13 protein-coding genes are annotated in these 15,621 nt (G+C 31.0%); all 13 read right to left on the reverse strand.

Annotated elements, in window-relative coordinates; genetic code table 11:
* Positions 1 to 6: 6 nt before the first annotated feature.
* The gene (locus Tmeso_RS06385; RefSeq protein WP_099189383.1) at positions 7 to 987 is read right to left on the reverse strand and encodes an AIR synthase family protein; all 981 of its coding nucleotides are present in this window, start codon (positions 985 to 987) and stop codon (positions 7 to 9) included.
* Between the two features lie 147 nt (positions 988 to 1,134).
* Positions 1,135 to 2,436, reverse strand: a complete 1,302-nt coding sequence (locus Tmeso_RS06390; protein ID WP_099189385.1) for a DUF4179 domain-containing protein — start codon at positions 2,434 to 2,436, stop codon at positions 1,135 to 1,137.
* Positions 2,433 to 2,951 (reverse strand): RNA polymerase sigma factor, encoded by a 519-nt coding sequence (locus tag Tmeso_RS06395; RefSeq protein ID WP_099189387.1) that lies wholly within the window; start codon positions 2,949 to 2,951, stop codon positions 2,433 to 2,435. The genes Tmeso_RS06390 and Tmeso_RS06395 overlap by 4 nt, the downstream gene beginning before the upstream one ends.
* 293 nt (positions 2,952 to 3,244) lie before the next feature.
* Complete coding sequence (locus Tmeso_RS06400; protein ID WP_099189389.1) at positions 3,245 to 3,835, reverse strand: hypothetical protein; 591 nt, start codon at positions 3,833 to 3,835, stop codon at positions 3,245 to 3,247.
* Between the two features lie 67 nt (positions 3,836 to 3,902).
* Positions 3,903 to 5,519 carry a peptide ABC transporter substrate-binding protein gene (locus tag Tmeso_RS06405; RefSeq protein WP_330400310.1) on the reverse strand — a complete coding sequence of 539 codons (1,617 nt, stop codon included), beginning with the start codon at positions 5,517 to 5,519 and terminating at the stop codon, positions 3,903 to 3,905.
* Positions 5,520 to 5,771: 252 nt separating this feature from the next.
* The gene (locus Tmeso_RS06410; RefSeq protein ID WP_099189391.1) at positions 5,772 to 6,752 is read right to left on the reverse strand and encodes an ABC transporter ATP-binding protein; all 981 of its coding nucleotides are present in this window, start codon (positions 6,750 to 6,752) and stop codon (positions 5,772 to 5,774) included.
* 2 nt (positions 6,753 to 6,754) lie between these two features.
* A complete protein-coding gene (locus Tmeso_RS06415; RefSeq protein WP_099189393.1) occupies positions 6,755 to 7,777 on the reverse strand; it encodes an ABC transporter ATP-binding protein in 1,023 nt (340 codons plus the stop codon).
* A gap of 14 nt (positions 7,778 to 7,791) precedes the next feature.
* On the reverse strand, positions 7,792 to 8,715 hold the full coding sequence (locus Tmeso_RS06420) for an ABC transporter permease (protein WP_099189395.1): 924 nt from the start codon (positions 8,713 to 8,715) through the stop codon (positions 7,792 to 7,794).
* Between the two features lie 14 nt (positions 8,716 to 8,729).
* Positions 8,730 to 9,650 carry an ABC transporter permease gene (locus Tmeso_RS06425; RefSeq protein WP_099189397.1) on the reverse strand — a complete coding sequence of 307 codons (921 nt, stop codon included), beginning with the start codon at positions 9,648 to 9,650 and terminating at the stop codon, positions 8,730 to 8,732.
* Positions 9,651 to 9,973: 323 nt separating this feature from the next.
* Positions 9,974 to 11,404, reverse strand: a complete 1,431-nt coding sequence (gene gatB / locus Tmeso_RS06430) for an Asp-tRNA(Asn)/Glu-tRNA(Gln) amidotransferase subunit GatB (protein WP_099189399.1) — start codon at positions 11,402 to 11,404, stop codon at positions 9,974 to 9,976.
* 14 nt (positions 11,405 to 11,418) lie between these two features.
* Positions 11,419 to 12,885 carry an Asp-tRNA(Asn)/Glu-tRNA(Gln) amidotransferase subunit GatA gene (gatA, locus tag Tmeso_RS06435; RefSeq protein WP_456300380.1) on the reverse strand — a complete coding sequence of 489 codons (1,467 nt, stop codon included), beginning with the start codon at positions 12,883 to 12,885 and terminating at the stop codon, positions 11,419 to 11,421.
* A gap of 6 nt (positions 12,886 to 12,891) precedes the next feature.
* Complete coding sequence (gatC, locus tag Tmeso_RS06440; protein WP_099189403.1) at positions 12,892 to 13,176, reverse strand: Asp-tRNA(Asn)/Glu-tRNA(Gln) amidotransferase subunit GatC; 285 nt, start codon at positions 13,174 to 13,176, stop codon at positions 12,892 to 12,894.
* 92 nt (positions 13,177 to 13,268) lie between these two features.
* The gene (gene ligA, locus Tmeso_RS06445) at positions 13,269 to 15,296 is read right to left on the reverse strand and encodes an NAD-dependent DNA ligase LigA (protein ID WP_099189405.1); all 2,028 of its coding nucleotides are present in this window, start codon (positions 15,294 to 15,296) and stop codon (positions 13,269 to 13,271) included.
* Positions 15,297 to 15,621: the final 325 nt, after the last annotated feature.

The raw sequence follows: 15,621 nt of genomic DNA on the forward strand, positions 1-15,621 counted from the left end.
GTAATATTATATAACCTTATAAAGTTCATCACTTTCAGGAGGGTCTATAATTTGACTACTATTATCTATTAAAACCTTGCCTTCTTCTATGAATTCACCAATCAAGCTAAACTCTATATTTTCTTTATCAAATCTATCTTTTAGTAAATCAAACTTATCCTTATCTATACCAATTATCATAGATCCACTAGATATAAGTCTAAGAGGATTTATATTGTAGTATTCACATATAAGCTTGGTACTTTCATTAATGTATATTTTATCACTATGTATTCTACATCCTAAATTATATAAATCACACATCTCCCAAACAGCACCTAAAACTCCACCTTCTGTTACATCATGCATACAACTAACCCCTACTTTACCAGCTATGATTCCTTCTTTAACAACACTTATCTTATCAAGTAAAGTTTTGCCTTGTGCAATAATAGAATCTTTAAATACATGCTTTAATTCATCCTCTTTTTCAAAACATATGATTCCAGTTCCTTCAATCCCAGCCCCCTTTGTTAAAACTATAAAATCTCCAACTTTAGGCTTATTTTTGTTTATAAGTTCGCTTTTCATTTGTTTTCCAATACCAGTTGATGATATAACTATCCTATTAACAGCATCAGTTATTTCCGTATGACCCCCTATTATATCTACATTTAATTTATCTGCTTCACTAGATGCATCAATCATTATATTCTTTATATCTTCCTCTGTAGTTCCAACTGGAGCCATAATAGTAATCATTATTCCTAACGGGCTCACACCACTAGATGCTATATCATTACAAGTTATATGAACTGCTAATTTTCCTATTTCCTCACTAGTTCCCGTTATAGGGTCAGTACTCATAACACAAACATAATCTCCAAAATCTACATAAGCACAATCCTCGCCAACATTTGCAGTTACAAGTATTTCTTCTCTTTTATTATTTAAAGTAGAGAAAATCAACTCTTTTAACTGATCCGTACTCAGCTTCCCAACCTTCATAACTTAACCCCCTAAAATACAAATTATATAATCATTATATCAAAAAATTTGTATGAAGAAGTCTTTATTTGAAGATTTTAGAATTAGAATTTTTTAGGTAATTTATAAGTTTAACTATTTAAATTAAAGATTAGATTCATTTAAATGTCATCTAATTGGTATATCAACAACCTCATCCACTGTTTTTTTATATTTTATTCTTTCGATTTTTAATTCTAATTTTTCTCCTGTACCTATAAATCTTAGAGTTCTAGTATAAGTTCCATTTCCTTTTTCTTTATCCTTATTAGAAATAGTATTTTGAAGTTCTACTTTCCTACCATCTATAATAAGAAAAATTTTTGAAAGAACTACATGATTCTCTGTTGTAATAGTTACAAAAGTCTCTGTATCACTTTCATAAACCTTGTTTATTACAATATCTTGATTCTGAATATTAACAGTTTTAATATTTTGCCCCATAACAATATCAACTATTTTATCTTCATCATAATCTGCTGTTAAAGCTATGACCTTCATTTTAAGATTGTCTAAATTTTCTGGTAATGGTTCAAATTTATAATCAAATTTTATACCATCAAAGTTCGTATTCATACCCTTGCCTTGCCATTGTAACTCTTTACCATTAGCAAGCAGCTCCAATTCTAAACTTTCTGGTCTAATTCGTTTTCCACTTACCTGATCCAATGCTAATTGGAAAACATTTCGGATAGTTCCTTTAATAACCGTAGAAGTTTCTGATGCTTGAATTGAATCAAATGTTATTTTCCTATCATTTAACTTCACACTTTCATTTATCTTGCTTTTCAAAGTATAGCCCATAGCTTTACTTCTATCTAAAGTAAAAGGAATTTCTCCTCTTTGTGTTTTTCCATCTTCATTAATAGCAAATTTCCATTTGAACTCTTTCTGAAAAGATTTAGGTGCATCAAAACTTGCTATCCATTTCATTTCTGTTTTTTCATCATTTATAACACCTTGGCCTTCATTCTTATGAAGAGTCATCATAGCACTCTCTATTGACATAATTGATTCTATGCAACTTTCATCCACATTGGGTTCAACGGATTTTTCAGTATAAAATAACAATAATTGATTATCATCTACCATAACTGCATCTAACGTAACAACTCTTCCGTTTTCAAATGTAAATTTTTCGCCAATAGTTTGCCCTTTTCCTCTTTCATTTAATTCTTTTAATGTACCATTCATAATTGGATCAAATCCAGTAATTTTCTTGCTAAAGTAAGCCAGTGTATCAAAATTATAGCCTATTAGTGCTATTAATATTAATATAGATGCAACCTTAACTATCCATTTATTATCATAATTACTTTTCTGGTGCTGATTTTCTAAAGCTCCTCTTAATCGATTTTCTAACTCATCTGGTACTACTAAGTTTTCTATTTTCTCTTTATTATTTTTCAACAATTCTTCTATTTCTCTCATAAGTTTTCACCTCCTAAACTTACTTTTAATTTCTTAAGTCCATTAGATATGCGGGATTTTACTGTTCCCATTGGTACTTTTAAAACCTGTGCTATAGTTTTATAGTCCATATCCAAGTAATAACGAAGTTCAATTGCTTCTCTATGTTTTTCATTGAGTTTTGACAAATGTTCTTCAAGTATAATTCCTGTATCTTTATTATTAAAATTTTCTTCATAAGCTTCTTCCTTTGTATTTTCCGATAAAACTACTTTTCTATTTTTTCTTAAAAGATTCTTACAACAATTAACTAAAATTTTCTTACTCCAACTATAAAAAGCTCTTTCTTTTTTCAATTTATTTATATTTTGATACAAAACTACAATCATATCTTCCATAGCATCCATAGTATCTTCACTATTTTTCATATATACGTAAGCAAGTTTATAGTAATCTTGCTTTTTAGCCATTATAAGCTCGAGTAAAGCATCTTTATCTCCTTTTTTTGCTTTTTTTACTAACGATTCTGCATCCAAATTATCACCACCATTCCTCAGTTCACAGTCTATAATAAATTACATATATAAGAGTATTATAATCCTTAAAAGGTTCATTTTTTTATTAAACAATCCATATAACTTCAATATCGTCAATTTCATGATAAAGTTATTGCTTTTAAAACTATCTATACAATATTAGTGAATGCTTTTAGATAGTTTTTGATAATTCACAGACACAAAAATAACCTAGATTTTGCTTGTAGAAAATCTAGGTAGTTACTTTTCAGTTAACTTTAATACTACTATCTCAGATTTTAGCCTTATACACCTTATAATGTAAAATAATTTCTGAACTCATCAAGAGAAAATGCATTATGATCCGAATAAATCTTTAGAATTTCTATATCCTCTTTAGGTATATGATTAGATATCAATATCTCTGCATCATAACCTTCACTCAAATCTTTTCTAACCTTTAAATTATCTTTAAAACTCAAAGATGTTTCCCAGTATTTTATAATAATTTCTTTACCCTTAGTATCTAAATACTTTTTACAAAATTCAAACCCTTCTATCTCTTTTAATGTACATGGTTCGTATATTTCATTTGCTAAATTCTCATTTGCAATCCAACACTTATCTTCATTTATTGTTAATGCTAAAAGAGCGCTGTGAGAATGAAAGTAGTGATCTTTTTTAAAGTTAAGACTTGCAAATATAGACTTTTTCCTATTTACCCAACCAGGAATTCTATTTATTTTTAAACCTTCTATATAATCATGAAACCCCTTGTATTTACTTATATAAGTTATCTTATCATCAAATGATATCCCATTTTCCATAACATATCCTAAATCTTTCAAAGATATAACATGATAAACTCTTTTTGTCTTAGTATAATCATCAAATAAAAACTCCATATCATCCTCCTTTGATTTTCTTGCAAAAAAATAAGAGAACATTCCTGTTCTCTTATTTTTTACTAAATTATTGTTCTATATACGCATTATCAAAGAATACTTGACCTAAAGGAGATACTTTAACACCTTTTATATTTTCTCTTAATAATTCTGGATTAGTGTAGTAGTAAATTGGAATTACTATATTGTTATCCATAATCATATCTTCTGCTTGGTGAAGCATTTCATTTCTCTTCTCTAAGTCCCCAGTCTTTTTAATATCAGTTATAAGCTTATCAAACTCAGGGTTCTTCCATTGTGGATGGTTGTTTCCACTTGTAGATATAAACATATCTAGGAATGTCATAGGATCTGTATAGTCTCCTGTCCATCCATCTCTAGCTATTTGGAAGTTTCCTTGAGTTCTAGTTTCTTGGAATACCTTCCACTCTTGATTTTGAATATTAACGTCTATATTTAAGTTCTTTTTCCACATTTCTTGAACAGCTTCAGCTATTGACTTATGAGCTTCTAAAGTATTATAGTATACAGTAGTTTCTGGGAATCCTTCTCCATTTGGATATCCAGCTTCAGCCAATAGTTTTTGAGCTTCTTCAACATTAGCTTTTGCTTTTATACCGTAATCTTTAGTTCCTTCTGTAAAGTCTTTTCCATCAGGAGCTATTATTCCTTCTGGTACAAATGTATCAGCAGGCTTTTGTCCAGCCTTAACAACAACTGTAGTTATAAGATCTCTATCTATAGCTAATGATAATGCCTTTCTAACCTTAGGGTTATCAGTAGGCTCTTTTGTTACATTAAGTGAATAATAGTATACAGCAAGGTTTGGATGTATAATAAAATTTGGATCCTTACTTTCTCTAAGCTGTGGTATTTGAGCTTCTGATACTGCATCAGTGCCATCTATTTCTCCTGATTGGAATGCTTGGAAAGCTGTTGTTTCTTCAGTTATCATAGTATATTCAACACCATCAAGCTTTACTCTATCTTTATCATAGTAAGTATCATTTTTAACTATTTCTATTACGTCTCCTCTTTGCCATTTAGTCATCTTAAATGGTCCATTAAAAGGTACGTTTTCTGGAGTTATAGGCCATGCTTCTGGATTTTTCTCAACTATATCTTTTCTAACTGGGAAGTAAGTTGGAAAAGCTGTTAATTCTAAGAAATATGGAGTTGGAGCTATAAGTGTAACCTCTAAAGTTTTGTCATCTAGAGCTTTAACAGCTACATCATCCATACTAGCTTCATTTGCATTAAATTCATTACCATTTTTAAGGTAGTATAATTGGTATGCATACTCAGCTGCAGTCTTTGGATCTAAAGCTCTTTTCCAAGCATACTCGAAATCTTGAGCTTTTACTGGTTCTCCATCAGACCACTTAGCATCTCTTAATTTAAAAGTATAAGTTAATTTATCCTCAGATAATTTATATGATTCTGCCATACCTGGTATAGCCTTATCATTTTCATCAAGTCTCATAAGTCCTTCATAACAGTTTGCTAGAACACCTGATGATTGAACCCCTGAATTTAAAGCGGGATCTAACGTTTTAGGATCTGCTCCTATATTGTATTTTACTATGTTCTTTACTTCACCAGCCTGCTCATTTCCTCCGCCACATCCGGCTAAGGTCCCTAATGCCAATACAAGCATCATCATAAATGATAAAACTTTTTTCAAATGAATCCCTCCCTTTAATATTTTTTATTTATTAAAAATATAGAATACATAATTAATATATATTCCATATATTTCAATTAAGTCCTTTTTTATTTTCTTAATTTTCCAAATATTCCTACACTTAAGGAACTATATTTTTTCAACATGCGACTAACACCGATAAAAGAACTACACTTGCAACTATCTTTAAGCAACGGAGCCCGATAGGGATCGTTGGCGACATGAGTCAGCGCGTTAGCGACTAGACGAATTTTATTCATGTAAAAGACACGCTGAGCTATGTCCACTTGATACTTCCTTAAGTATAGGTTCAATCTCTGCACATTTTTGCATAGCATATTTGCATCTTGTTCTAAATCTACATCCCGATGGAGGATTCATAGGACTCGGAACATCTCCTTCAAGAACTATTCTTTTACTATTTTTTGCTGCATCAGGATCTGGATGTGGTATTGAGGAAAGCAGAGCCTTTGTATATGGGTGAGCCGGATTATTGTATAACTCATCACTATCTGCAATCTCAACTAATTTTCCTAAATACATAACCCCTATTCTATTAGATATATATTTGACCATCGACAAGTCATGAGCTATAAACAGATATGTAAGTCCAAGTTCATTTTGTAAATCTTCTAGCATATTTACAACTTGCGCTTGTATGGATACATCTAGCGCAGATATAGGTTCATCTGCTATTATAAATTCTGGTTCTACAGCTAAAGCTCTAGCTATTCCTATACGTTGTCTTTGTCCACCTGAAAATTCGTGAGGATATCTTGCAGCATGATCTGGATTAAGACCAACTTTATGTAATAAATGATGTATTCTTTCAAGCTTTTCTTTTCCACTACACATATTGTGTATATCAAAAGGCTCTCCTATAATATCTCCAACAGTCATACGAGTATTAAGAGAAGCATATGGATCTTGGAATATCATTTGTATTTTTTTCCTATATGGCTTTAATTCTTTTTGAGAAAGATTTGCTATATCCCTTCCTCCAAACATTATTTTCCCATCTGTTGGATTATAAAGTCTTATTATAGTTCTTCCAGTTGTAGACTTTCCACAACCCGATTCTCCAACAAGACCTAATGTTTCTCCTTTTCTTATATGAAAACTTACATCATCAACAGCCTTTACATATTGAGTTTCTCTGTTTATAAATCCCTTTTTTATAGGAAAGTATTTTTTAAGATTCTGTACATCGATTAGTATTTCATTTTTATTCATATTTATTTACCCTCCTTTAGGTTTTTATTTATACTATCTACCTTAGGAGCATCTTTATGAAGTAGCCAGCACATAGATCTGTGGCCTTCTTTTAAATAAGTGTATTCAGGCATTTTATCTATACATATTTTCATAGCATATTCACATCTAGCTGCGAACGGACATCCTTTAGGAGGCTTTAATAAGTCTGGAGGCGACCCAGGTATTGGAATTAATCTTTCTTTATCTTCTTTATCAGCAAGCTTTGGTATGGATTTTAAAAGTCCAAGTGTATATGGATGCTTAGGATTGTAAAATATATCTTCAGATCTACCCTCTTCTAGTATTACTCCTCCATACATAACTATTATTCTTGAACATACATCTGCAACTACACCAAGATCGTGTGTTATAAGTATTATAGATGTGTCAAGTTTATTTTTTAAATCTTTCATAAGTTCAAGTATTTGTGCTTGAATAGTAACATCAAGAGCAGTTGTCGGTTCATCCGCTATAAGAAGTTGAGGTTCACAAGAAAGTGCCATGGCGATCATTGCTCTTTGTCTCATACCTCCTGAAAATTCATGTGGATACTGATCTATTCTTTTTTCAGGACTAGGTATACCTACAAGATTTAACATCTCTATAGCTTTATTTCTAGCATCAGATTTAGATATTTTTTGATGCTTAACTATCGCTTCAATTATTTGATTTCCAACAGTATAAACAGGATTTAAAGAAGTCATAGGATCTTGAAATATCATAGCTATGTCATTTCCCCTTATAGCTTGCATTTCTTTGTCAGTTTTTTTTATTAAATTTTCACCATTAAAAATTATATCTCCACCTATTATTTTCCCTGGATTTTGAAGAAGTCTCATAATTGACATAGATGTTACTGACTTACCACTACCAGACTCCCCAACTATTCCCAATGCTTCTCCTTTATCCAAATGAAAACTTACCCCTCTTATAGCCTTTACTTCTCCTACATGAGTAAAAAAGGAAGTTCTCAGTTCTTTTAGTTCAAGTAAATGCTCTTTCATTTTTTTCCCTCCTTTTATTTACGCATACGCGGATCTAGTGCATCTCTTAATCCATCCCCTAAGAAATTAAATCCTAACATAGTAACTGATATAGCAATTGATGGGAAGAATAACTGATATGGATATATACTTAAAGTTGCTAATGCATCATTCGCAAGTACTCCCCAAGATGCCATAGGTGCTGAAACACCAAGACCAATAAACGATAAGAATGCTTCAGTAAATATTGCACTCGGTATTGACATTGTCATAGTTATTATTATAGGTCCCATAGCGTTAGGTATTAAGTGCATAATAAGTATCCTAAAATCATTAGCTCCAAGTGTTTTTGCTGCTAGTACATATTCTTGTTCTTTTAATGAAAGTATTTGCCCTCTAACTATTCTTGCCATATTAATCCAATAAACGGATCCTATAGCAACTAGTATAGCTTTAAGTCCCGTTCCCATAACCACCATAAGAAGTATAACGTATAATGTAAGAGGAATAGTGTATAATATATCTACTATTCTCATCATTATATTATCTATCCTACCTCCAAAATATCCAGCAATACCACCGTAAAGCACCCCTATTACAAGATTTATTATAGATGCTACAATTCCTACCGTTAAAGAAATTCTAGCTCCATATAATACCCTAACATATAAATCTCTACCATGAGAGTCTGTACCGAACCAATGGTCTGCATTTGGAACTTGGTTTGCGTTTAATAAATTTTGATCTGAATAAGAATATTTAGCAAACATAGGACCAAATATAGATATTAATACTAAAAATATCAAGAATACTAAAGATCCCATAGCTACTTTATTATTCTTCAAACGTCTCCATACATCCTGCCAATATGTCATAGAAGGTCTTAATATTTTTTCAGAATCTCTATCTTCTTGGCTCAAAGGTTTCCATAAATTTTTATCTATATTAACATGTTCCATTAATCACGCCCCCCTTAGTCATCGTATTTTATTCTAGGATCTATTAATCCATAAAGTAAATCTACTATTAGTATCATCCCAACTAAGAATACAGCATAAAAGATTGTAACTCCCATTATAAGAGTGTAGTCTCTATTAGTTATACTCTCAACAAATGATCTACCGAGTCCAGGTACCGCAAATATTTTTTCTATAACAAAAGACCCTGTTAAAAGTCCTGCTGCAAGAGGTCCTATGTAAGTAACTATAGGTATTAAAGCATTTTTAAGCGCATGTTTAAATATTACAATACCCTCACCAAGCCCCTTAGCTCTAGCTGTTCTTATGTAGTCTTGAGATACAACCTCTAGCATACTAGATCTTGTAAGTCTTGCGATAAATGCAAATGAATATGAAGCCAGTGCAATACTTGGCATTATCATATGTTTCCATGTTCCCCACCTAGCTGCAGGTAAAATATTAACTTTAACCGCAAATACATATATCATCAATGTAGCTATAACAAAACTCGGTATGGTAACTCCAAGTATAGCAATAAACATAACCCCACTATCTACCCAAGTTCCTTGCTTTAATGCTGCTATAACCCCTAGAGGAACTCCTATCAATAATATTATTGCTATAGCAATCACTCCCAATTGGGCTGAAGCTGGAAATGTTTGAGCTATTATGTGATTTACAGTCTCACCTTTAATTTGATAAGACGGACCTAAGTCTCCCTTTAAAATATTTTTAAGATAACTTGTATACTGTACAAATACAGGTTCATTCAAATGATATTTTTCATTAAGTGCTGCTTCTATTTCTGGAGGTAACTTTTTCTCACCTGTAAAAGGTCCCCCTGGAATAGTATGCATAAGTACAAAAGTAATAGTTATGATAAAAAACAAAGTTATTAGCATCGATATTAACCTTTTAACAATATAACGCCCCACAATATCACTCCTTCATTATCAGATTATTTTTACATATGATTTTTTTTTTGCCATAATTTCATTTTTATATATATTATATTATTTTACCGTTTAATGCAAGAACTGTTTTCTTCCAACTTCATTCATTTTTCAACATTCTTTAAAAAATTTCAGTTTTATATACCACGTAGACATATGTCTTTTTGAATAATTTAATTTACACATTCTTTTTTTCTGAAAAATATCGTTTTCTCGACAATTTTTAATTTTAATTCATCTTTCACTATATTATTAATTTTTTTAAAGATATTATTCAAAAAAAATAAGAGTGGGAATTCCCACTCTTACATATTGTTCATAATATCTATTATTAATTTATTTACCACTTGAGGATTCGCCTTCCCCTTACTAGCCTTCATAACTTGGCCTACTAAGAACCCTAAAGCTCTGTCTTTTCCGTTCTTATAATCTTCAACAGATTGAAGGTTGTCATTTAATATTCCAACCACTATTTCTTTTATAGCCCCTTCATCTTGTATTTGAACAAGACCTTGTTCTTTTATTATATCTTCTGCTTTCTTTCCTGTTTCAAACATCTCTCTAAATACCTTTTTACCGGCATTATTGTTTATCTTTCCATCAGATATAACTTTTAGCAAGTATACAAAATCATCTTTATCAAACTTAACATCATTCAGTGTTATACCTTCGTCATTAACTCTTCTCAATAATTCAGTCATAATCCAATTGCTTACCATCTTAGCATCACTAAACTTAGATACCATATCTTCAAAGTAATTCGAAATTTCTTTAGAAGCAGTAAGTACTTTAGCATCATACTCAGGAAGAGAATATTCTTTCATAAATCTCTTTCTTTTGTCATCAGGAAGTTCTGGTAATATATTTTTTATACCATTTATATAATCATCAGTAAGATTTATATCTACAACATCTGGCTCTGGGAAGTATCTATAATCTTGAACACTTTCCTTACTTCTCATAGATATAGTCTTATTTTGCGAGTCATCCCAACGTCTTGTCTCACGTACTGTATTTTCTCCTTTAGCAAGAAGTTCATTATGTCTTACAACTTCATACTCCATAGCCTTTAAAGCTGCTTTAAATGAATTTAAGTTTTTAAGTTCTACGATATTAGACTTTCTTCCATCCTCTTTTATCACATTTACATTCACATCGCATCTTAAAGAGCCTTGCTCCATCTTAACATCAGAAACATGTGTAAATAGTAATACTTCTTTTAATTTCTCCAAAAATTGATATGCTTCTTGTGCAGAATTCATATCTGGACGAGAAACAATTTCAATCAAAGGAACTCCACTTCTATTATAGTCAAGAAGAGTATCCCCACTTGCGTCATGAAGAGACTTACCAGTATCCTCTTCTATATGTATTCTCTCTATTCCTATTTTTTTAATAGATCCATCTTCAGCTTCTACTTCTATATATCCATCTGAACAAAGAGGTATGTCATATTGAGATATTTGATAAGCCTTTGTAAGATCTGGATAAAAATAATTCTTTCTATCCATCTTAGTATTTTTAGCTATTTTACAGTTAAAGCTAAGACCTGCTGTAATCGCAAAATCTAAGACCCTTTCATTTAAAACAGGTAAAGATCCAGGAAGTCCTAAACAAACTGGACAACAGTTAGTATTTACATCTGATCCAAATTCATTTTTACATCCACAAAATATTTTAGTATTAGTTAAAAGTTCTGCATGTATTTCAAGCCCTATTAAAATTTTATCACCCATTATTTCACCTCCAATTACAGTTTTGCTCTTTGATCTTTAAATTCTGTTACACTTTCAAACGCATGAGCTACCTTAAGCATAGTAGCTTCATCAAAGTAATTTCCTATTATTTGCATTCCTATTGGAAGCCCATTTTTAAATCCACATGGAATAGACATACCAGGAACTCCTGCAAGGCAAGATGGAATAGTACATGCATCTTCCATATACATAGCCATAGGGTCAGATGTCTTTTCACCTATATTAAAAGCTACATTTGGAGCTGTAGGAGCTATTATAACATCTACATCTTCAAATGCGTCTACAAAGTCTTTCTTTATTAAAGTTCTAACTTTTAAAGCTTTTTTATAATAAGCATCATAATAACCAGCACTTAAAGCATATGTACCTATCATTATTCTTCTCTTAACTTCATCTCCAAAACCTTCAGTTCTAGTTTTAGTGTATAATTCTTCTAAAGAACTATATTCTTCAGCTCTATAACCATATCTTATACCATCAAATCTAGCAAGATTAGAACTAGCTTCACTAGGTGCTAATACATAATAAGTAGCTATAGCTGAATCAGTATGAGGAAGTGATACTTCCTTAACAGTCGCTCCCATTTCTTTTAATTTTTCTACACCATCTAAAACTGCCTTTTTAACAGCTTCATCTATTCCTTCTACAAAATACTCTTTAGGAATACCAATCTTTATCTTACTCATATCTTTATCTAAACATTTCTCATAATCTACAACCTCAACATCTGCACTAGTTCCATCCATTATATCTTTTCCAGCTAGTTCTTTTAATACAATAGCACAATCTGTTACATCCTTTGTAAATATACCAACTTGGTCAAGAGATGAACCAAATGCTATAAGCCCATATCTAGATATTCTTCCGTATGTAGGTCTAAGTCCAACAAGTCCTGTAAGGGCTGCTGGTTGTTTTACAGATCCTCCTGTATCCGATCCAAGTGCATAAAAAGCCTGTCCAGATGCTACTGCTGCTGCTGAACCTCCAGATGATCCTCCTGGAACTTTATTTAAATCCCAAGGATTTTTAGTATTTTTAAAATATGAATTTTCTGTAGATGATCCCATGGCAAACTCATCCATATTAGTTTTACCAACCATTATAGCCCCAGCATCATTAAGTTTTTTTACAACGGTTGCATCATATGGGGGTATAAAGTTTTCAAGCATTTTAGATGCACAAGTAGTTTTAACTCCATCTGTACATATATTATCCTTTACAGCCATTGGGATACCCGCTAGAACAGAAACCTCTTCTCCAGCTTTTATCTTTTCATCTATCTGCTTGGCTCTACTCAAAGCTTCTTCTTCTGTTATAGTTATATAAGAATCAACCTTTGGCTCAACCTCTTTTATTCTATTTAGAATACTTTTAGTAAGCTCAAGAGCTGTTATTTCTTGCTTTTTAATTTTTTCACTTACTTCTTTTAGCGTCATTTCATAAAGTTTCAATAAGCTCACTCCTTTCTAATCTAATACTTTTGGTACCTTAAAACATCCCATTTCTTTTTCCGGAGCATTTTGAAGTACCTTTTTAACTTCTAAGGATTCTTTTACTTCATCATTTCTAAATTGATTAGAAATATTTATAGGGTTGTAAGTTATATCTGTATTTTCAGTATCAACACTTTGAAGCTTCTCTACATAATTTAACACATCTCCTATTTTCTTAGAAATAGCTTCAATTTCATCATCCTTGACTTCAAGTCTAGAAAGCTTAGCTACATGTTTTACAGTATCCTTATCTAACATATTCTCACTCCTTTTTTAAATCTAAAAACAAAATTATATGAATTTTGCATACATAACTAAAATTATACCTTTTTTCACTCAAATAATCTAGGTTAGTTAATCATATCTAAATGTTTCTGAACTTCTTCTTTTGAAGATAGTTTTATTATATCATCAAATATATTTTCATCTATAACTTTAATCCCAAGAGAGTTTGCTTTATCCAGCTTCGAACCAGCATCACTACCAGCAAATACTATATCCGTTGATTTACTTACGCTTCCAGTAACCTTACCCCCGAATTTTTCTATTATTTCTTTAACATCATTTCTCTTATATTTTTCAAGTGTACCTGTTAAAACAATCTTCATTCCTTCGAATATTTTAACTTCATTACTATCAATTTTTAATGATTTAAGATTTACATTTGCTGTTTTAAATTTTTCTATAAGCTCTAAATTTTTATCATTATTGAAGAAATCAACTACACTATCAGCCATAATTTCTCCAAATTCTTCAAGTTGAATTAAATCTTCTTTCTCAGCTTCTATTATCTTGTATATATCGTCAAAATTACTTGAAAGTATTTTAGCACCTTTACTTCCTATATATTTTATTCCTAAACCAAATACTAATCTTGATAAATCATTTTCTTTAGATTTTTGTATAGCTTCTATTAGATTCTGGGAGGACTTTTCACCCATTCTCTCAAGAGAGACTAAATCTTCTTTCTTTAAGTAATAAATATCTGCTATATCTTTTATTAAATTTTCTTTTAATAAAAGAGTTACTATACGTTCCCCTAATCCATCTATATTCATAGCATCTCTTGATACAAAATGTATTATCCCTCTTCTTATTTGAGCAGGACAAGATATGTTCATACACTTGACAGCCGCTTCTCCTTCTAATCTACTAGTTTCAAATCCACACTCTGGACATTCATTTGGCATTTTAAATTCTACTTGTGTACCATCTCGCTCTCCTTTAACAACTTCTACAACCTCAGGTATTACATCTCCCGCTTTTTGTATTATAACCGTATCTTTGATTTTAATATCCTTTTGTTTTATATAATCTTCATTATGCAGTGTTGCTCTTGATACTATAGATCCTGCAACTTGAACTGGCTCAAGTAAAGCTGTAGGCGTAAGATTTCCTGTTCTTCCAACCTGAATTATTATATCTAGTAATTTAGTCTTTTTCTTTTCAGCAGGGAATTTATAAGCTATTGCCCAACGAGGACTTTTAGTTGTATTACCCAGTTCATCTCTTTGCTTTAAATCATTAACTTTTATAACCATACCATCTATATCAAATTTCAACTGATTTCTGTTATCTGTCCAATAATTTATAAATTCTATGACTTCTTGTATATTCTTACAGATTTTATAATTAGGGCTAACCTTAAACCCTAGTTTTTTCAAATATTCTAAGCTTTCATTGTGAGTTTTAAATCTATCTTCATCTATCCCTTCCAGATTGAATATAAACATATCTAGATGTCTCTTTGCAGCAATCTTAGAATCAAGTTGTCTCAATGAACCAGCGGCTGCATTTCTTGGATTTGCAAATAAATTCAACTCATTTTCTTCTTGATATTTATTAAGCTTTTCAAATTTGTCTTTTGGTATAAATACTTCTCCTCTTACCTGAAGATTTAAATTTTCACTGATTTTTATAGGTATGCTCTTTATAGTTTTTAAATTATTAGTTACATCTTCTCCTACAGTTCCATCTCCACGAGTTGCTCCTATTTTTAAAAGTCCATTTTCATATGTTATAACAGCTGATAATCCATCTATCTTAAATTCTACTACATATTCAACATCACTATTTACTACACCTTTTATTCTATTATCAAAATCCATCAAATCTTTATCCGAAAAAGCATTAGAAAGACTCAACATAGGAGTTTTATGTACTACTTGTTTAAACTTATCAAGCGCTACCCCACCAACTCTTTGAGTTGGAGAATCTTCTTTTTTATATTCAGGATATTTATTTTCTATATCCATAAGCTCCTTCATCAACATATCATAATCATAATCATCAATCTCAGGCTCATCCTGAACATAATACTTATGGTTATGATAATTTATAATTTCAGTAAGCTCTTCAACTCTTTTCTTAATATCCATATTTCATCACCTTTCACAAAATTCGTCTAGTCGCTACGCACTGACTCATGTCGTCAACTCATCAATCTTAATTTATTCTACTGTTAATGATACCCATGAATAGAAATTATATAATTTTATTTGAAATAAAGACTTTATTCTAAAGACTATACAACTTAGATTGAGACGTTTAAATACCCGTTAATAAACTTTTTTGTCTGACCTCAGGGAGTTTAAGAAGTTTTAGGGTATTTAATAAGGCTCAATCTTTAGTTGTATTAAAAGGTTGACTAAGTAGCGTTATTTCAATGAGTGTCATTTTTTATTAAGTACAAAATTTAGCTTT

It is taken from the genome of Tepidibacter mesophilus (assembly GCF_002724055.1).
GTDB classification, from domain to species: Bacteria; Bacillota; Clostridia; order Peptostreptococcales; family Peptostreptococcaceae; genus Tepidibacter_A; species Tepidibacter_A mesophilus.